Origin of the sequence: Halogranum rubrum, from assembly GCF_900114455.1 — an archaeon.
Taxonomy (GTDB): domain Archaea; phylum Halobacteriota; class Halobacteria; order Halobacteriales; family Haloferacaceae; genus Halogranum; species Halogranum rubrum.
Genome location: NZ_FOTC01000001.1, coordinates 1,479,542 through 1,497,161 on the forward strand (window position 1 = coordinate 1,479,542; position 17,620 = coordinate 1,497,161).

20 protein-coding genes are annotated in these 17,620 nt (G+C 62.8%); 10 read left to right on the forward strand and 10 right to left on the reverse strand.

The window, feature by feature from the left end; all coding sequences use genetic code 11:
- Positions 1-114: 114 nt before the first annotated feature.
- The 3 genes from BM083_RS07355 to BM083_RS07365 all read right to left on the reverse strand — a co-directional run bounded on the left by BM083_RS07355 (position 115) and on the right by BM083_RS07365 (position 3,288).
- Positions 115-1,593 (reverse strand): RtcB family protein, encoded by a 1,479-nt coding sequence (locus tag BM083_RS07355; RefSeq protein ID WP_089867753.1) that lies wholly within the window; start codon positions 1,591-1,593, stop codon positions 115-117.
- Positions 1,594-1,644: 51 nt separating this feature from the next.
- A complete protein-coding gene (locus tag BM083_RS07360) occupies positions 1,645-2,769 on the reverse strand; it encodes a DoxX family protein (RefSeq protein WP_089867756.1) in 1,125 nt (374 codons plus the stop codon).
- A 108-nt stretch (positions 2,770-2,877) separates the two neighbouring features.
- The gene (locus tag BM083_RS07365; RefSeq protein ID WP_009367487.1) at positions 2,878-3,288 is read right to left on the reverse strand and encodes an archease; all 411 of its coding nucleotides are present in this window, start codon (positions 3,286-3,288) and stop codon (positions 2,878-2,880) included.
- 117 nt (positions 3,289-3,405) lie between these two features.
- Here BM083_RS07365 and BM083_RS07370 point away from each other — a divergent pair, with 117 nt between their 5' ends.
- Positions 3,406-3,879, forward strand: coding sequence for a GNAT family N-acetyltransferase (locus BM083_RS07370; RefSeq protein WP_089867760.1), 474 nt, complete (start codon positions 3,406-3,408; stop codon positions 3,877-3,879).
- Positions 3,880-3,950: 71 nt separating this feature from the next.
- Here BM083_RS07370 and BM083_RS07375 read toward each other — a convergent pair whose 3' ends face one another.
- Positions 3,951-4,244 (reverse strand): hypothetical protein, encoded by a 294-nt coding sequence (locus BM083_RS07375; protein ID WP_009367485.1) that lies wholly within the window; start codon positions 4,242-4,244, stop codon positions 3,951-3,953.
- Positions 4,245-4,347: 103 nt separating this feature from the next.
- Here BM083_RS07375 and priS point away from each other — a divergent pair, with 103 nt between their 5' ends.
- Together priS and BM083_RS07385 are read left to right on the forward strand one after the other, a co-directional pair.
- The gene (gene priS, locus BM083_RS07380; protein WP_089867763.1) at positions 4,348-5,508 is read left to right on the forward strand and encodes a DNA primase small subunit PriS; all 1,161 of its coding nucleotides are present in this window, start codon (positions 4,348-4,350) and stop codon (positions 5,506-5,508) included.
- The gene (locus BM083_RS07385; protein WP_089867766.1) at positions 5,505-6,428 is read left to right on the forward strand and encodes a DNA replication complex subunit Gins51; all 924 of its coding nucleotides are present in this window, start codon (positions 5,505-5,507) and stop codon (positions 6,426-6,428) included. Before priS ends, BM083_RS07385 begins: the two co-directional genes overlap by 4 nt.
- Positions 6,429-6,497: 69 nt before the next feature.
- On the opposite strand, the gene BM083_RS07390 is transcribed toward BM083_RS07385, so the two are convergent.
- Positions 6,498-7,301, reverse strand: a complete 804-nt coding sequence (locus tag BM083_RS07390; protein WP_089867769.1) for an alpha/beta fold hydrolase — start codon at positions 7,299-7,301, stop codon at positions 6,498-6,500.
- Between the two features lie 164 nt (positions 7,302-7,465).
- Here BM083_RS07390 and bcp point away from each other — a divergent pair, with 164 nt between their 5' ends.
- Positions 7,466-7,921 carry a thioredoxin-dependent thiol peroxidase gene (gene bcp / locus BM083_RS07395; RefSeq protein WP_089867773.1) on the forward strand — a complete coding sequence of 152 codons (456 nt, stop codon included), beginning with the start codon at positions 7,466-7,468 and terminating at the stop codon, positions 7,919-7,921.
- A gap of 207 nt (positions 7,922-8,128) precedes the next feature.
- Here the strand turns inward: bcp and idsA3 are convergent, their stop codons facing one another.
- Together idsA3 and BM083_RS07405 are read right to left on the reverse strand one after the other, a co-directional pair.
- Positions 8,129-9,175, reverse strand: a complete 1,047-nt coding sequence (gene idsA3, locus BM083_RS07400) for a geranylfarnesyl diphosphate synthase (RefSeq protein WP_089867777.1) — start codon at positions 9,173-9,175, stop codon at positions 8,129-8,131.
- Entirely contained in the window at positions 9,175-10,527 is a 1,353-nt protein-coding gene (locus BM083_RS07405; protein ID WP_089867780.1) for a ribonuclease J, read from the reverse strand. Before BM083_RS07405 ends, idsA3 begins: the two co-directional genes overlap by 1 nt.
- 448 nt (positions 10,528-10,975) lie before the next feature.
- Between BM083_RS07405 and BM083_RS07410 the strand changes: the two genes are divergently transcribed.
- Entirely contained in the window at positions 10,976-11,680 is a 705-nt protein-coding gene (locus BM083_RS07410; protein ID WP_089867784.1) for a hypothetical protein, read from the forward strand.
- Between the two features lie 51 nt (positions 11,681-11,731).
- Positions 11,732-12,055, forward strand: coding sequence for a DUF5785 family protein (locus BM083_RS07415; protein WP_009367476.1), 324 nt, complete (start codon positions 11,732-11,734; stop codon positions 12,053-12,055).
- A 6-nt stretch (positions 12,056-12,061) separates the two neighbouring features.
- Here the strand turns inward: BM083_RS07415 and udk are convergent, their stop codons facing one another.
- Positions 12,062-12,757, reverse strand: a complete 696-nt coding sequence (gene udk / locus BM083_RS07420) for a uridine kinase (protein ID WP_089867787.1) — start codon at positions 12,755-12,757, stop codon at positions 12,062-12,064.
- 179 nt (positions 12,758-12,936) lie between these two features.
- Between udk and BM083_RS07425 the strand changes: the two genes are divergently transcribed.
- The 4 genes from BM083_RS07425 to BM083_RS23225 all read left to right on the forward strand — a co-directional run bounded on the left by BM083_RS07425 (position 12,937) and on the right by BM083_RS23225 (position 16,008).
- On the forward strand, positions 12,937-13,737 hold the full coding sequence (locus BM083_RS07425) for a GTP cyclohydrolase III (RefSeq protein WP_089868434.1): 801 nt from the start codon (positions 12,937-12,939) through the stop codon (positions 13,735-13,737).
- Positions 13,738-13,786: 49 nt separating this feature from the next.
- Positions 13,787-14,359: a CBS domain-containing protein gene (locus BM083_RS07430; protein WP_089867790.1), complete on the forward strand. Its 573-nt coding sequence runs from the start codon at positions 13,787-13,789 to the stop codon at positions 14,357-14,359.
- A 118-nt stretch (positions 14,360-14,477) separates the two neighbouring features.
- Positions 14,478-15,821, forward strand: coding sequence for an ABC transporter substrate-binding protein (locus tag BM083_RS07435; protein WP_089867794.1), 1,344 nt, complete (start codon positions 14,478-14,480; stop codon positions 15,819-15,821).
- Positions 15,822-15,867: 46 nt separating this feature from the next.
- Positions 15,868-16,008 (forward strand): hypothetical protein, encoded by a 141-nt coding sequence (locus BM083_RS23225; RefSeq protein WP_177197564.1) that lies wholly within the window; start codon positions 15,868-15,870, stop codon positions 16,006-16,008.
- A gap of 73 nt (positions 16,009-16,081) precedes the next feature.
- Here the strand turns inward: BM083_RS23225 and BM083_RS07440 are convergent, their stop codons facing one another.
- Positions 16,082-16,786: an ABC transporter ATP-binding protein gene (locus tag BM083_RS07440; RefSeq protein ID WP_009367469.1), complete on the reverse strand. Its 705-nt coding sequence runs from the start codon at positions 16,784-16,786 to the stop codon at positions 16,082-16,084.
- Positions 16,783-17,571 (reverse strand): ABC transporter ATP-binding protein, encoded by a 789-nt coding sequence (locus tag BM083_RS07445; protein ID WP_394327591.1) that lies wholly within the window; start codon positions 17,569-17,571, stop codon positions 16,783-16,785. Before BM083_RS07445 ends, BM083_RS07440 begins: the two co-directional genes overlap by 4 nt.
- Positions 17,572-17,620: the final 49 nt, after the last annotated feature.

The following is a 17,620-nucleotide window of genomic DNA, read 5'->3' on the forward strand; positions in this document are numbered from 1 at the left end:
AGGACACCACCGACCGTGAGCGTGGACTCACGGCACTTGCGAGTCACCCTCCTGTCCGAGCGGTGGGACAGTTCGTCCCTCGACGAGTTGTGGTTGGTACTCGTCGGCTTCCGCTTATCCCTTGATGTTGCAGACCGGGTAGGTTCGCGCGACTTTGTCGCCGATGCCGAGGTCGTCGCTCACGCGAACGACTTCGTCGACGTCTTTGTAGACGCCGGGAGCCTCCTCGGCCACCGTCGCACCCGACTGTGCCTTGACGTAGATTTTCTCTTGGTCGCGGAGTTCGTCCTGGACCGTCTCTCCCCAGAACTCCTGTTTGGCCTGCGTCCGCGACATCACGCGACCCGCACCGTGGGCCGTCGACCCGAACGTGAGGTTCATCGACTCCTCGCCGCCACGGAGGACGTAGCTCCCCGCACCCATACTCCCGGGGATGATGATGGGTTGGCCGACGTCGCGGTAGGCTTTCGGCACCTCGGGGTGACCGGCGGGGAACGCTCGCGTCGCACCCTTCCGGTGGACGTAGAGTTCGCGCTCCTCGCCGTCGACGGTGTGAACTTCCTTCTTGGCGATGTTGTGCGCGACGTCGTACAGCAGTTCCATCTCCATCTCCTCCCAGTCGCGCTCGAAGACGCGCTCGAACACCTGTCGCGTCCGGTGCATGATGAGTTGGCGGTTGACCCACGCGAAGTTGATGGCGGCGCACATCGCGCCGTAGTACTCCTCGGCCAACTCGGACCCAGCGGGGGCGGCGGCGAGTTCTTTGTCCGGCAAGTCGGCGAGCAGGTCGGCGTGCTCCTTTTCGATACGGCGGAGGTAGTCAGTGCAGGTCTGGTGGCCGAGACCCCGTGACCCACAGTGGATGAGTACGACGATTTGGTCTTCTTCGAGACCGAACGCCTCGCCGACTTCGGGCCGGAACACGTCGGTGACGCGCTGGACTTCGAGGAAGTGGTTGCCCGACCCGAGCGAGCCGATTTGGTTCTTCCCTCGGTCCTTCGCCTTCTGCGAGACGGCGTCGGGGTCGGCGTCGGGGCGCATCCCCTCGTCCTCGCAGTGGGCCAGGTCGTCTTCGGTGGCGTAGCCGCGTTCGAGCGCCCAGTCCATCCCGCGGGCGAGAATCGCCTCGACGGTGTCGATTCCTTCCTCGACGATGCCGCCGCCGCCGAGACCGGAGGGGACGTTCGCGAAGAGTGAGTCGACGAGTTCCTCCTCTTTGCCCTGCAAGTCGTCGTAGGTGAGGTTCGTCCGCATCATCCGGACGCCGCAGTTGATGTCGTAGCCGACGGCTCCGGGCGAGATACAGCCGTTCTCCGCGTCCGTCGCGCCGACGCCGCCGACCGGGAAGCCGTAGCCCTGATGGCCGTCGGGCATACAGAGCGCGTGCTTCGTCATACCGGGCAGATGGGTCGCGTTCTTCAACTGCTGGAGCGTCTTGTCGTCGCCGATCTGTTCGAGTAGGGGTTCGGAGGCGAGGACGCGCGCCGGAACGCGCATGTCGTCTTCTCGCGCGATTTCCCACACGTGCTCTCGGACGCGTTCGAGACGGATACCGTCGAACTCCTTCGAATCTGGAGACTCGTCGTCAGTCATACGCGAAGAGACGAGAGCCGTTCGGAATAGCGTTGCCGTCCGGGTCTGTGATTACCGGCCGTCGTCGGGAGCGATTCGACCGCGAACGAGTCCGTCGTCGACGGCGTCCGAGTCGCTCGTCTCGCTATCGACGTCCTGTAGCCAGGCGTCGAGCGAGAACGGACCAGCGCCCGTGACGAGCAGTGCCGACACGAGACCGAAAAGCGAGATATGGGCGAGCACCGGGTCGTCCGGGAGGCCGAACAGCGTCGTCGTAAACAGCGCGAAGGCGACACCCGAGAAAGCGCGCGTGAACAGCCCCGCGATGAGCATTACGCCGACGAGCGCCTCGGTCAGTCCCGCACCGACGACCCACAGTTCGGGGGCGACGGGGACGACTGCTGTGAGGTCGTACTTCGCGACGACGGCGAGCGCCTCGCCAGGGTTCATCAGCTTCTGGGCGACGCCGAGGTAGATGAACGAGAGACCGAGACCGACCCGGAGGATAGTCGGAACGTACGTCTCGTAGGGTCGGACGCGCTCGACGAACGGCACCGCGACGGCCCGGTAGAACGGGTCGATTCGCGAGTAGAACGTTCGGTCGTCGGCCGCGAGTTTCGCGACCAGTTGGTCGGCGCTTGGACGGCCACCACCGACGAGCGCGAGTGCGATAAACGCCGGGACGTACTCGAAGGCGAGCACGAGCGACGGGTCGAAGACGAGACCGACGAGATAGGCGAGGAGGCCCGTGGCGGCGACGAGGCGAGTTCCGAACCCGAAGAGCAGTAGGAAGCCGACGGTGATGCCGAAGAGGCGGACGAACGTCGGCGCGGCGGGTTCGACGATGGGGGCGAAGAAGTACCCCGAGAACCCCGCACCGACGAGCGGGAGGCCGACACTCAACCGTAAGAGCCACGGGAGCAGGTCGCGGTAGTCGGCGAGCGACGACCGGAGCACGGCGACGTCGTGCTGCGCGGGACGGACGCGGAGGTAGCCGACCAGTCCGACACCGACGGCGACGGCACCGAGTCCGAGGACGACGAGGTTGAACGGGTTCGACAGCGCTTCGACGAGGAATTCGAGGACGGCGACTGGTTCGCTTCCGGGCGTTACGTACTTCACGTGTGCACTGGCGACGCCGGCGCTAGCGAACAGCGTGGCGAGCGCCGTGAGTGCGATTGGGAGACGCCGGGTCACGAATATTACTTCGGACCCGAGTACCCTTAATGCGTCGCAGATTCTCAGAGCCACAGATGCTGAAAATTACCACCGACAGCCGTCGAAGCGGGTATCTTTGATGCAGAATCAGACGTCGAAGACGACGTATCCGCGCCAGCCGTCGGGCGTCTCCTCGACGGCCATCTCGGAGTAGGTGACGGCCTTCACTTCCCGGGCACCGAGTCCCTGCAGCGGGACGCCTCGGGCGCTCGCGTCGACGACCCACTGTTCGCCCTCCTGTCGGACTGTGGCACGGTTCTCCACCGGGAGGACGGCCCGAACGTCGCGTTCGTAGATGAGGTGGTCGAGGTAGTCGAAGAGGACCGCTTCGCAACTCTCTGCACGGACGGTGAGCGAGAAGCGCTCGCCGTCGTCGGGAATGGACTCGCACATCGCCGCCGCGAGTCCGTCGGCGAGTGCGCCGAACAGTCCAGCGAGGTCAGACGCGGTGGCTTCCACGGCGACGTCGGCCGTGTGGTCACGCAGTTCGAAACTCACGTTCCGAGAGTCGACACCGGGAGACAAGTGGGTTCCGTTCGGTCGCCGAACCGACTTGTCGGTCTCGCTAGCTGTCGACGGTGGAGTTATATCCTCCCCTCTGTTATCTCCGTGGTAGTGAGCGTCAACGTTGAAAAGCGAGTGGACGCGCCCGGAAGCGATACGTACGCTCGAGAGGCGTGGGAGCTGAAAGAGCGCATCCGCCAGCGAGAGGACGTGCTGAAACAACGGCGCGGCTTCTTCATGGACGCCTATCGCCGTTCGACCACGCACCTACTGTTCGAAGACGACCGACTCCTCGGCTTCGCGTCGACGCGACGCGACGGCTACATCCTCTTTCTCGCAGTCGCCCCGGAGGTTCGCGGCGAAGGCTACGGCGAACGACTCGTCGCCGAAGTCGCTACCAACCACCGTTCTGTCACGTGTCACGCACGGACGACGAACGAACCGGCGCTCGACTTCTACAAACATATCGGCTTCACCGTCAAACGTCGTATCGACAACTACTACGAGGACGGCGGCGACGCCTACTATCTCAAACTCGGAGAAGGCGGTCTACGAGACAAACTGAGCGATTTCATGCGTCGGTGATTCGGGGAGACAGCTCCGACTCCAGCAGACCGGTGTCTTACTACCGAGAGCACCACCGTCAGGTCACTTCGCTACGAGCGTTTCACGGCGAACGGTTCGACTGCGCTCCGAATCCGGTGGGCCGTCTGTCTGGCGTGTGCGGCACTCGGCGAGAGCAGCGTCGTTCGGTAGGCCAATCGTGACCCGGTACTACCGTCGGAGAGACGAACGGGGGTGAGTGCCCCGAGTCGGAACCCCGAGTGACTCCGGAACTCGTAGCCGTCGTCGGTGGGACGGACGGCGACGTCGGTCACTCGGTCCGTGATTCGACGACGTGCATCCTCGACGGAGAGCGAGAGGTCGAGCGTCGCGTAGTTGCCCTTCACGGACGAACCGACGCGTGAGAGACACTTGACTCGTGTGTTGCACCCCCGTGGGCGGGGGCAACGAAAACGACTAAACCCGCGTCTCCACAACCGATGGAAAGCGATGGACGCTCGGACGCGTGAGTATCTCAAAGGGCGGTTCGGTGACTACTACCGGCGTGCAGTGGTGACGCCACCGCCGGATGCAGACGCCCGCGAGTGGGGGTACATCCCCTGGACGGCCGGTGCAGGGACGACGATGGTTCGTCACGAGTCGCTGCTCAACCTCGGCCACATCGGAGATTTCCTCGCGCGCGAAGCGCCGCGGCACGCCTACTTCTCGGCCGCGCGCTACACCGACCCGAGCGCGAACGCCATGAGCGACAAAGACTGGCGCTCGGCGGACCTCGTCTTCGACCTCGACGCCGACCACATCCCGGCTATCGACCCCGAAGGGACGAGTTACAAGGGGATGCTGACCGCCTGCAAGCAGTCACTGCTCAGCCTCCTCGACATCCTCGAAGACGACTTCGCGTTCGAGGAGTTGGAGATCGTCTTCTCCGGTGGCCGAGGCTATCACGTTCACGTCCGCGACGAGGGTGTCCGTGAACTCGACAGCGAGGCGCGACGGGAAATCGTCGACTACATCCGGGCAATCGACCTCGACGTCGACGGACTCGTCAGAACGCGCGCGTCGGGCCCGACGACCCAACGCGTCCTCCGGACGGAAGGCGGATGGGGAAAGCGAACCCACGACCGACTCCTCGCGTTCGTCGACGAACTCCAGTCGATGACCGAGGAAGAGGCACTGGAGCGATTACAGGAGCTCGACGGTATCGGCGAGGGTCGGGCGACGACGATTCTGGGGGCGTTCGAGCGCAACCCGCAGGCGATAGAGACGGGGAACGTCGAAGCAGGTGGACCCGGACTGCGGATGCTGGTCGAAGCCCTGGCACACGAAGTCGTCGAAGACCAGACTGCACCCATCGACGAACCGGTGACGACGGACCTGCGACGACTCATCCGCCTACCGGGGAGTCTCCACGGCGGCACCGGCTTCGAAGTACAACGTATCGAGCGCGATGCGGTCGACGAGTTCGACCCGCTCGTCGACGCCGTTCCCGACCGATTCACCGGCCGGGAGATTCGCATCGACGCGGCCGAACAGGGGACTGTCGACCTGCTCGGGGAAAGGACTAATATCGAACCGGGAGTCAACACGGTTCGTGAATGTGTGGGCGTGTTTCTGATGGCACGCGGTGACGCGGAGAAAGCCAAAGAATGAATCTCGACGAGTTACGGACGGTCCAATCGAAGGAACGACGGAAAGATAGCCTCCAGCATCTCCGCGATTCGTTCTACGGCGACGTCGCCGACTACATCGCGGCGCTGAAAGACGAGCGGAACGGGGCGGCCGAACAGGCCGACGACCCCTTTTCCTCGCCGGAGGTGTCGCGACTGACCGACGAGATAGAGACGGCCGAGGAAGTCGTCGAAGCCGTCTACGAACGGCGCGTCGGTAAGGTCGTGAAACTCGCCAGTTTCGCCGCCGCCGACATGCCCGTCGACGACGACGGGATGACCGCAGAAGAGAAGGCGCTCTTCGACGACTTGGTCACTCGAATCGAGACGAACAAGACGAACGTCCTCGACATCTTGGCCGGCAAACGTCGGCCCGGTGAGGTTCAGACTGAGTCGCCAGCAGCGTCAGAGCCGTCCGACGCGACGCCGACGACGTCCGAGACGACGGCGGCGACCGAGAGCGAGAGAGAGCGGACGGAGCCCCAACCCGCCGAGACCTCTCCGACGAACGAGACGGCCGAGTCACCCGGTGTCCTCGCGGACGTGATGGGTTCCGGTGAGTCTGGGACGTCCGACGACGAGACGGCCGGGGAGTCCGGCCACACGCCCGTCGAACCGGAGGCGGCCCCGCCAGGTGCAGGGTCCGACGAGACCGCGCCCTCGTCGAGCGAAAACCGGTCGACGGACGAGGCCACAGCGCCAGAGCCAGAGCCAGAATCGGCCGGCAGTGACACCCTGGACGACGACCACGAGCGGACGACAGTGCGTATCACCCAAGACGTCGGAGCCATCTTCGGCGTCGACGAACGCGAGTACGACCTCGTGAAAGAGGACGTCGTCACACTGCCGACGACGAACGCCGAACCGCTCATCCAGCGAGAGGCGGCCGAGCGACTCGACTAGCGATTCGGTCGTCTGTTGCGGGTTTCGCTCAGCAAAAATGTCGAGTACTCACTGCGGCCGTCGAGCACGTTAGCCAGCGAACTCCGCCAGTTCTTCGTTCAACTTCTCCGTCTCGTCGGCGACGAGTCCGTGGCCGCTGTTCTCGAAGCGCACCAGTTCCGCGTTCTCGATGCCGTCTTCCAGTACTTCGGCCGTAATCTCGAACGGCGTAATCTCGTCGTGGACGCCGTGGTAGATTTTGGTAGGGACGGTGATTCCATCCATGTCCGGTCGAAGGTCGGCGTCGCGGAACGTCTCGGCGGAGGCGGCCGTCGCCAGTCCCGAGGCGTCCATACCGAGACTCCACAGCCACTCCATCATCTCGTCGCTCTGCTCGGTGTGGAACAGCATCTGTCCGAACTCCGCGTTCATCGCGGCCCGGTCGGTCCGTGCGCCCTCGATGAGCGGGTTCAGTTCTTCTTCGTCGAGTCCTTCCGGAAAGTCGGACTTCTTCGTGAGACACGGACTCGCGGCGGCGAGAAGCGCGAGTTTGTCGACGTGGGCCTCGTCGTGGCGGTTCATGTAGTGGGTGGCGATACCGCCGCCCATCGAGAACCCGGCGAGCGTCACACCGTCGACGTCGAGTTCGTCGAGGACGGCCTTCAGGTCGTCCGCGAAGCGGTCGTAGCTGTAGTCGCCGTAGGGTTTGTCGGACTCGCCGTAACCGCGGTGGTCGATGCCGATACACCGGAACCCCTCGTCCAGCAAGTAGTGATACTGGTACTCGAACATCCGGTGGCTGAGCGGCCACCCGTGGAGGAAGACGATAGGGTCGCCCTCGCCCATGTCGCGTACGAATATCTCGGTCCCATCTTCGGCTTGTACGTGAGTCATGCACAACGAGTGACGTGACGAACGGGCATATAGCTGGATTAGGCGGTGATACCGCCCGCGATACCAACGGTTTCCCACGCTCAGAAACCTAGAGCATAAACTAGCTGGCCCGTGAGGCGAGCGAGATAGAAACCGGTTTGCTGCTTCGTCCGACAGAGAGAGACATGCTCAGTGTCGGCGACACCGCCCCGGCGTTCGAACTGCCCGATCAAGACGGCGACTCGGTCGCCCTCTCCGATTTCCGCGGCGACTCCGTCGTCGTCTACTTCTACCCGCGTGCAGACACGCCGGGATGTACGACAGAGGCCTGTGGCTTCCGTGACTCGTGGAACGAGTTCGAAGCGCGCGGGATTCAGGTGCTCGGCATCAGCGACGACCCAGTCTCGGACCTCGAGGCGTTCGCCGAGAAGTTCGACCTGCCGTTTACGCTCCTCTCAGACGAGTCCGGCGACGTGTCGAGCGCATACGACTCCTACGGCGAGAAGAACATGTTCGGCAACACCTTCGACGGCGTCTTCCGCAACACGTACGTCGTCGGACCGGACGGCGACATCACTCACGTCTACGAAGGCGTCTCGCCCGAGGGACACGCCGACGCGATTCTCTCCGATATCGAGTGAGGAGGACGTTCCGAATCGCTTATCTGCGAGTACCGACCAGCGGTCGTACTGCACGGCTCGTTTTCTTCGCTGTGAGGCCCGCAGAACACACCACGTTTCCGGTGAAAGAAACTTGTCACTAGTTGTTCGTTTGTCGAAGACGGCGCTCCGACACAGAACATCGAGAACTGTCGTCGGTCACGGACGACTGGCGGTTCGAGAGCCGTCTCAGTAGCCGCGTGTGACGAGGTAGTCCGCGATGTCGCAGAGCAGTTGTCGCGCCTCGTTGTCCGGGAGGACTTCGAGTCGTCGCTTACTCTGTTCCGTGAGGTCGCGGGCCGTCTGTCGGGCGTACTCGATGCTACCGACCGCTCGGAGTCGCTCGACGGCGACGTCGATCTCGTCCTCGGAGACGTCCTCGATGCGCTCGCCGTCGACGAGTCCGTCGACGTCAACGCCCTGCTGGCGGGCGTGGAGCGTGATGAGCGTCTCTTTGTCCTCGACGAGGTCGGACCCGCGCTGTTTCCCGAGTTTGTCGCTCAGGACGGTCAGGTCCAACACGTCGTCTTGAATCTGGAAGGCTCGACCGGAGTCGATACCGTAGTTGTAGAGCGCCTCGACGACGTCGTCGTCGGCACCGAGCAGGATGGCCGGGATGGCCGCCGCTGCGCCGTAGAGGACGGCCGTCTTGTGCTCAACCATGTCGAGGTACTCCTCGGGGAGTACTTCGGTCTCGGACTCGAACTGAACGTCGAGTGCCTGTCCTTCACAGATTTGGGTACAGGTGCTGGCGAGCATCCGCATCGCGCCGAGTCCGTTCTCGGGGCGTGCGCCGGTCTCGGTCATAATCTCGAACGCCTTCGAGTAGAGCGTGTCGCCCGCGAGGATGGCCGTCTCGGTGTCGTAGGCCTTGTGTACCGCGGGGACGCCACGGCGAAGGTCGTCGTCGTCCATGATGTCGTCGTGAATGAGGGTGAACGACTGGATGACCTCCAGACTCACGGCGGCGGCCATCACGTCGATGTCGTCACCTTCGAGGGCGGGGAACGACCGGTAGTCCGTCGACAGCGGTTCGACGTCGGCGATAGCCTCCGCGGCGAGCAGCGACACCGTCGGTCGGAGTCGCTTGCCGCCCGCCTTCAGGAGGTAGCGCGCTGCCTCGTAGAGCCGTTCCGGTGGGGCCAGTGGCAGGTCCTCGTCGATGGCGTCGTTGACCAGTTCGCGGCGCTCGGCGACTGCGGCGAGCACCCGTTCTTCCGTCGCTTCGGAGCTCATTACTCTACGAGCTGAATCATGTTGCCGTTGCGCGTCACGTGGACGTCACGGCCGAGTTTGTAGCCCATGCTCTCACAGAGGTCGACGTACGGGGCGAACCCTTTGAGATCCTGGTGGGCCGGGATGACGTGCTTCGGCTGGAGTGCGTCGAGCATCGCGTAGTGGCCTTCCTCGCGGAGGTGGCCCGAGACGTGGATGTCGTCGTAGATGCGTGCACCCTGCATCTTCAGGAGCTTCTCCGACTGGTAGCGCTGCCCTTCGTTGGTCGGCTCCGGGATGACTCGCGCACTGAAGATGACCTTGTCACCTTGGTCCAGTTCGTACGGCGTCTCGCCGCGACCCATCCGGGTGAGCATCGCGCGTGGCTCGCCCTGGTGACCCGTGACGATGGGCAGGAAGTTCTCCTTGCCCTCCTTCATGATTCGTTTGAACGTGCGGTCGACGGACTTGCGGTGGCCGTACATCCCGAGGTCGTCCGGGAAGTCGACGAAGTTCAGGCGCTCTGCGGTGCCGGAGTACTTCTCCATCGAGCGACCGAGGAGCACCGGCTGACGGCCGATGTCGTTGGCGAACTCGACGAGCGAGGAGACACGAGAGATGTGCGAGGAGAACGTCGTAGCGACGATACCGCCGTCGTAGTCCTCGACGGAGTGCATGACGTCTTCGAGGTGGCGACGGGCGACGGACTCGGAGGGCGTGCGGCCCTTGCGTCCGGCGTTCGTACAGTCCTCGATGTAGGCGAGGACGCCGTTGCCCTCGCGACCGATTTCGCGGAAGCGGTCCATGTCGATGGGGTCTTGGAGGACCGGCGAGTGGTCCATCCGCTTGTCGAGACCGTAGACGACCGCACCCTCGGGCGTGTGGAGGACGGGGTTGATGGCGTCGATGATGGAGTGCGTCACGTGGACGAACTCGAGGTCGACCTTTCCGGAGTCGCCGATGGACATCGTCTCACCGGCGCTCATCTTCACGAGGTCGTTCTCGACGTTGAACTTGTTCTCTCCCTGGACCTGCTGTTTCACCAGTTCGATGGTGAACGGCGTCGCGACGACGGGAGCGTCGTAGCGGTGGGCGAGTTTGGAGATAGCGCCGATGTGGTCGAGGTGACCGTGCGTCGGCACGATGGCCTTCACGTCGCCTTCGAGGTCGCTCATGACCCGGTCGTCCGGGATTGCGCCCATGTCGATCAGGTCGAGACTGTGCATCTTCTCGGTTTCAACGTTGTCGTGGATGAGAACCTGCGAGAGGTTCAGACCCATGTCGAAGATGACAACGTCGTCACCAGCGCGGACGGCAGTCATCTGCCGGCCGACTTCTTCGTAGCCGCCAATGGTTGCGATTTCGATTTCCATGGTTTGATGGTTCCTTGAGGGTTCCGAGCATCGAAACGCCACGAAACGTGGCACGGGTGCTCACTCAAATCCGCAGTACGGGGGCCAACAGCCCCGGCGTCTTACAGCGCGTCGGTCAGTGGACCCCGCTGCGCGACTCCGTCGCGCATTACCCGCGGGCGTATGGTACTGGCGTCTACACGCTAGGGTGTTAAAAACTGCTTGGGTTGACGAAGCCGAGAGACCGATTCCGTCGAAGTGCGACCCTGTTCGCGTGTTCGTCCTCTCTCGCTTCGACGATTCAATACGTCCATCGTCGTCGGCGCGTCGGCGACGACAGACCTCCTCTCGGGCGTCGTCACCCTGCTGATTGGGCTCTCGATAACCCACTTCGGCTACCGAAGTCAGAAGTGAGTCGACGTGTCGGCTAGCAGAAGACACTTATCTTCACGGCAGAGTGACAGAAGAGATGATAGGTTCCCGTCGGTCGTTCCTCCACGCTGTAGGTGTTAGTCTCGTCGGCGTCGTCGCCGGCTGTACCGCTCCGACTGACTCACCGGCCTCGTCTGCAGATGTGAAGAGCACCACGACAGCGTCGTCGACGAGACCCGGCGATACGTCGACCGACACACGAACGTCGACGGCCACCGAGGACTGTGACACTCCGCCGAACACCGACATGCAACGCGCCAGCGGCGACTCGGTATCGACGAATGAGACTGTCACCGACGAGAACGTCGAGTACCTTCCCGAGACGGACGAGGTTCGGTACGTCGCTGCGTGGCGTCACACGAACCATGAAGAAGTCGAAGAAGGCGAGAAACCGGAGCGGGAACCGGTCTACGAGACGGTTCCGTTCGAGGAGTGGGCCGACGTCGAGAGCGCTAACATCGCGGCGAAACACGTCCGCGACGTCGTCGGCGAGACACTGCCGACGGAAGCACTGTCGTTCGGTGTGACCGGCGAGAACGGAAGGCTAGTCGTCCTAGGCTACCTCGAATATCTCTGCGACCGCCGCGGGACAGTCATTTCCCAACCGTCGGAGGAAGTCACACTCGACGCCGTCGCCGATGCCGCACCCGCGACAGTCGACGTCTCGTTCACGTTCGAGGAGGCAGAGGCGACTCGGTCGGTGCCGGTGTACGTCCGGCGGGCGACGATTCACCAAGAGTGAGTTCTGTCCGCTATCCGTAACGGCTTTGAGTCGGCCTGCCAAGGTGGAACCATGAGCGACTGGCCACACGATCCCGACGGCGAAGAGGGCAGCGAGGGCATGCGCAAGTACGGCCACGCCGTCATCGCCAAGAAGATAAACGAAGACGAGGACTTTCCCCTGAACCGCGACGAGTTCGTCGCCGAGTACGGCGAGGACCCCATCCGCATCGACTACGAGACGGTCGTCTCGATGAAGGACGTCTTCGAACAGGTCGACCAAGAAGAGTTCGTCGACTTCCCGGACCTCCACAAGGCACTGGGTCGCGCGATGCGCGCCGAAGGCTACTGGTTCTACGAGGGCGCAGACCAGTTCATTAAGAACTCTTCCGCGTAACTCGACTCAGTCTTCCGACGATTCGACCCCGACGTTCTCGCTGAGTCGCTTCTCGAAGTCTTTTCGCTCCCAATCGCGGCCTGTCTCACCGGCCGCCTCGGCCTGCACTTTCTCTTCGAGGATGTTGACGGCGACGCTGTTGGCTCCTTCCGGGATGATGAGGTCGGCGTGTTTCTTCGAGGGTTCGATGAACTGCTCGTGCATCGGTTTCACCGTCGAGAGATACTGATTCATCACACCTTCCAAATCGCGGCCTCGGTCGACGACGTCGCGTTGGATACGTCGAAGGATTCGCACGTCTGCGTCCGTCTCGACGTAGAGACAGAGGTCCATCATGTCGTTTATCTCCTCGTCGTACAGCGCGAGGATACCTTCGAGGATAATGACGTCCGTCGGTTCGACGCGAACGCGTTCGTCCTTCCGGTTGTGTATCGAGAAGTCGTACTGCGGCATGTCGACCGCTCGCCCTTCCAAGAGGTCGGTCAGTTGCTCCCGCAGGAGGTCCCACTCGAACGCCGAGGGATGGTCGTAGTTGACCTCCTCACGCTCTTCCATGTCGAGGTGACTGAGGTCGTTGTAGTAGTTGTCAAGCGGGATGCGCGTGACCGATTCGCCGACGTTCTCGGTGATGAGCCGCGAAACCGTCGTCTTGCCGGCCCCGGTCCCGCCCGCGATGCCGATGACGAACGACGGGATGGTCATGCCCGAAAAACTCCGCCGAATCGGTTTGAAGTTACTGTTTCACCCGACGCGTGTGTCGCCGTCGCAGACGGTGACGTCGGGACGGGGTGACGAGACGTCGACACGACGAGCGTGACTACAGGTCTCATGCATCGAGAGATTCAGTAGCCCTTATCACTTACTGGATGCACTCCACAAACGTGACGAACGTCCAGTTGACCCACCTCCAACTCGATAACTACGGCCCGTGGACCGTGACGCCCGAGCCACGACGAGAGATGGACCTCCAGACGCTCCAGACACGACTCTTCGCCGACGTCGCGCAGTTCGTCGGCGGCTACGGCGGGTACGTCTTTCCGACCCGCTACGACAACCTCGTCGCGGTCACGAACGGACTCGACCGCCGCGCACACGAGTCGCTGCAGGAGTCGCTCGGGAACCGGTATCCGATCACCGTGAGTCTCGGTATCGGCTCTGGTCGGCGACCCGCCGACGCACTCGACGAGGCCAGTACGCATCTGCACGAGGCAGGAAGTGCGCAAGACAGCGACCGAACGGAAGTCTTCGGCGGTGACCCACTCTCGAAGACGGCGAGAAGCGACGAGGACCTCCACGTCGCGCACTTCGACGTCGACGACGCTACCGGCGTCTACACCGACCAGTTGAACGAGTACGATGCGTACCTCGCTATCGAACGTGGCTACGCGGCGCTCGCACGCTATCTCCGTGAGGAACACGGCGCACTCGCCTTCTTCGCCGGTGGCGACAACGTCATCGCGGTCTGTCCCTCGCTCTCGGACCAGGACTACCACGACGCCATCGACCACGTCCGGGAGACGGCAACCGTCGACCTGAAAGTCGGTGTCGGTACCGGCTACACCGCACAGGAAGCGGGGATGAAAGCGAAACACGCACTGGAACACTGTCGTGAGGCAGGCGTCCCCGTCGTCCGCGACCGAGGTGGCGAAAATCCGAAGCTTCAGATAGCGTCTCTCAGCTGATAAACCTGCTGGAGGTAACTTTTAGCCCCGCTCGCGCCAAGATTCGAGCATGCGTGAGAATGTCACTGTCCGTGATATCATCGGGATGGAGTACGTCGGGGTGAGTGAATCGGACACGGTGCAGGCAGCGACGGAACTGATGCTCGAAGAAGAGACAGACACCATCGTCGTTCTCCGCGGACGAGACCCGGTGGGTATGTTGACGTGTCACGACGCGCTCGCCACGCTCGTCGACGGCGGAGACGCCGCCGAGCGTCCGGTGTCGGAAGCGATGTCCGAACCTGCGCCCCGGATTACGACGCTCGCAGACGTCGACGAGGCAGCCGGAATCATGTTCTCCGAGCCGACGAGTCACCTCCTCGTCTTCGACGAGGGTGAGTTCGTCGGCTTGCTCACCGAACGAGAGGTCATGGCGGCGACGTCGTCTCGAAGCGTCGAGAACGACTACGACGCCCCGCTAGCCGACGAGAACGACGGCGAACTCGTAGCCGACGGGTCGGACTACGAAACTGAAGCCGAGGAGTTCTCCACACAGAGTATCTGTGAGGTCTGTGGGTCGCTCGTGCGTGACCTCTCGAATATGAACGGACAACTCATCTGTGCCGACTGTCGCGAAGTGTGAACCGACGATGCGCATAGTTGCACAGTGATGCGAAGATTGCGCCGTTACTAACCAAATCGTCGGCCGTGACGGGGGGACGAGAGATAACTTTATAAACCGGACCTCCCACCTTGCGGGTATGTTGCGTGATATCGAACGGCGTGACTTCATGAAAGGAGTCGGAACTGCGGGTATTGTTGGCCTCGCTGGCTGTACGAGCGGCGGCGACGGTGGTGATGGCGGTGATGGCGGTGATGGCGGTGACGGCGGTGACGGCGGTGACGGTGGAAGCACCGGCACCGAAACCGGTGGCGGAGACGGCGGCAGCGGGTCGATGGACCGGACGATTCAGTACGGTGTCCTCCTCCCCCTGAGCGGTGACCTCGGCTCTGTCGGAACACCGATGCGTGACGCCGCAATCCTTCCCTCGAAACAGTTGGCAGACGCCGACCTCGGGGGGCTGACCGTCGAAGAGACCGTCGAGGACACCCAGACCTCGCCCTCCGCAGGTATCAGTGCGGCGAACAACCTCATCAACGCCGGTATTCCCGGTGTCTGTGGTCCCGCCTCCTCCGGTGTGAACATTCAGGTCTCACGGCAGGTGTTCATCCCGAACCAGGTGGTCGGCGTCTCGCCTTCCAGTACAGCACCCAGCGTCACGGATCTCGAAGACAACGGCTTCATCTTCCGGACGGCGCCATCTGACTCCCTACAGGGGCAGGTCGTCTCGCAGGTCGCGAACGACACCGTCGGCGCGTCGACGGCCGCGACGATGTACGTCAACAACGACTACGGACAACTGCTCTCGCAGGCGTTCGTCAGTGCGTTCGAAGAGAGCGGCGGGACGATTCAAAACGAGGTCTCCTTCGAGAAACAGCAGTCGTCGTACACCTCGAAGCTCCAGTCGGCGCTCAGCAACAGCCCTGACGTCCTCGTCGTCATCGGCTACCCGGCGTCGGGTGTCCAACTGTTCAAAGACTACTACGCCGACTACGACGACGGCACCGACATCCTCGTCACCGACGGGATGCAGGACGCCCAGATGCAGAAACAGGTCGGCAACCCGATGGAGAACGTGATGGGAACGGCCCCGCAACCGTCCGGCCCGGCCGCCGACGCGTTCGCTTCGGCGTACAGAGAAGAGTACGACCGCGACCCTTCGGTCTTCAACGCTCACTCCTACGACGCCGCCGCGACGCTCATCCTCGCCAACGCGATGGCGGGCGAGAACAACGGTACTGCCGTCCGTGACGCGATACGAGAGGTTTCGAACCCCGACGGAACCGAAGTCACCGTCGAGAACCTCGCAGAGGGTGTGACGATGGCCGCCAACGGCGAGGCCATCAACTACGCCGGTGCGTCCAGCGCCGTCGACTTCGACGACAACGGCGACATGAAGGCGGTCTCCTACTCCGTCTGGCAGTTCGCCCCCGACACCGAGACGGGAATCGAAGTCGTCGAGACCATCCAGTTCGAAGCGTAACTCACCGACGACGACCCCGATTTTTTTGCAGCGCACTCCCCGACGAGTGGCTACGACCGAACTACAGAGCGAGGCGAGTCACACGAGTCGAGGGTTCGAGTATCATCTCCGCCAGGCGTATCACGCGGCCGAGCGCGACGAGGTCCACTATCACATTAGGAAAGCCGCGGCGTCGCTCGACCAGTAGGTAGTCGGCCAGTCGTGAGTACCGCAGAAACAAGGACGAAGGGTACGAACCGAATCTCGGTCTCGGAACCGACCTATCCCCCGAGGAACCGCTGGCGGACTTCATCGTCACCGAGTAGTTCGTCGCCGCTACCGACGTAGCCGTTCTGCCCGTTGACGAGTACGTACCCGCGGTCACACCGACGCAACGCCTCTTTCGCGTTCTGTTCGACCATCAGGATAGCCGTGCCGCTGTCGTTGATGTCGTCGATGCGGTCGAACATGTCCTGGACGAGGTCAGGTGCCAGACCGGCAGACGGTTCGTCCAGCAAGAGGAGGTCCGGTTCGAGCATCAGTGCACGACCCATCGCGAGCATCTGTCGCTGCCCACCGCTCATCGTTCCCGCCTTCTGTTCTTGGCGCTCTTCGAGGATGGGGAAGCGGTCGAACACCGCTCTGAGTGCCGGTTCGGGCACCTCGTCGAGGATGTACGCACCCATCTCCAGATTCTCGCGGACGGTCAGCGACCCGAAGATGTTGTCGTTCTGTGGGACGTAGCCGACGCCGTAGTGGATAATCTCCTCTGGCGGGAGTCCGGTGATGTCGTCGCCGTCGAACGTGACCGTCCCGCCCATGTGGGAGGTCAACCCGAAGACGGACTTCATCGCCGTCGACTTGCCTGCCCCGTTGGGACCGACGATGGTGACGTACTCGCCATCCTCGACTTCCAAGTCGAGGTCCGTGAGAATCTGTAAGTCGCCGTAGCCAGCGTCGAGCGAACTCACGTTGAGGAGACTCATTCGACCTCACCTCCGAGGTAGGCCTCGATGACGCGTTCGTCGGATTTGATCGCCTCCGGTGGCCCTTCGGCGAGCAACTTCCCTTGATGCAGGACGAGCACGCGCGAACAGTTCTCCATGATGAGGTCGATGTCGTGTTCGACCAAGAGGAACGTGTAGCCCTGTTCGCGGAGTTCGCGGATGTGTTCCAGTAGTTTCTCTTCGAGCGACGGGTTGACCCCGGCGAACGGTTCGTCGAGGAGCAGGATGTCCGGGTCGGTCATGAGCGCCCGAGCCATCTCCAGCAGTTTTCGCTGGCCGCCCGAGAGGTTCCCCGCGTACTCGTCGGCGAGGTGGTCGATGTCGAAGAAGTCGAGCATCTCCCACGCCCGTTCGAGGACGTCCTGTTCGTCTTCCATCACCTGTGCGCGAGTGCCGGGGACGACAGAGCGCCACAGCGCTTCGCCACGCTGGTGTTTCGGAGCGAGCATCATGTTCTCCAAGACGGTCATATCCGACAGCTCACGGGCGATTTGGAACGTCCGAACCATGCCACGGTCGGCAATCTTGTACGGTCGCATCCCCGTGATGTCCTGTCCGTAGAGTTCGACGGTCCCGCTGTCGGGGCTCAGAAAGCCCGTGATGAGGTTGAACGTCGTCGACTTCCCCGCGCCGTTCGGGCCGATGAGACCGGTTATCTTGCCCTCCTCGATTTCGAAGGAGGTGTCGTCGACGGCGGTGATGCCGCCGAACGTCTTCCGTAGGTTTTGCACCTTGAGCGGTGGCGTCGTTTCCTCGTTTGTCACCGTTCCGTCCGGCGTCCCCGTCTCGTCGGCGTCGACGGTGTCGGCGTCG

Bases quoted from the DNA above. Each gene is read 5' to 3' on its own strand.
- BM083_RS07355 (WP_089867753.1), bottom strand. From the start codon at position 1,593: ATGACTGACGACGAGTCTCCAGATTCGAAGGAGTTCGACGGTATCCGT.
- priS (WP_089867763.1), top strand. From the start codon at position 4,348: ATGGACGCTCGGACGCGTGAGTATCTCAAAGGGCGGTTCGGTGACTAC.
- BM083_RS07385 (WP_089867766.1), top strand. From the start codon at position 5,505: ATGAATCTCGACGAGTTACGGACGGTCCAATCGAAGGAACGACGGAAA.
- BM083_RS07390 (WP_089867769.1), bottom strand. From the start codon at position 7,301: ATGACTCACGTACAAGCCGAAGATGGGACCGAGATATTCGTACGCGAC.
- bcp (WP_089867773.1), top strand. From the start codon at position 7,466: ATGCTCAGTGTCGGCGACACCGCCCCGGCGTTCGAACTGCCCGATCAA.
- idsA3 (WP_089867777.1), bottom strand. From the start codon at position 9,175: ATGAGCTCCGAAGCGACGGAAGAACGGGTGCTCGCCGCAGTCGCCGAG.
- BM083_RS07405 (WP_089867780.1), bottom strand. From the start codon at position 10,527: ATGGAAATCGAAATCGCAACCATTGGCGGCTACGAAGAAGTCGGCCGG.
- BM083_RS07410 (WP_089867784.1), top strand. From the start codon at position 10,976: ATGATAGGTTCCCGTCGGTCGTTCCTCCACGCTGTAGGTGTTAGTCTC.
- BM083_RS07415 (WP_009367476.1), top strand. From the start codon at position 11,732: ATGAGCGACTGGCCACACGATCCCGACGGCGAAGAGGGCAGCGAGGGC.
- udk (WP_089867787.1), bottom strand. From the start codon at position 12,757: ATGACCATCCCGTCGTTCGTCATCGGCATCGCGGGCGGGACCGGGGCC.
- BM083_RS07430 (WP_089867790.1), top strand. From the start codon at position 13,787: ATGCGTGAGAATGTCACTGTCCGTGATATCATCGGGATGGAGTACGTC.
- BM083_RS07435 (WP_089867794.1), top strand. From the start codon at position 14,478: ATGTTGCGTGATATCGAACGGCGTGACTTCATGAAAGGAGTCGGAACT.
- BM083_RS07440 (WP_009367469.1), bottom strand. From the start codon at position 16,786: ATGAGTCTCCTCAACGTGAGTTCGCTCGACGCTGGCTACGGCGACTTA.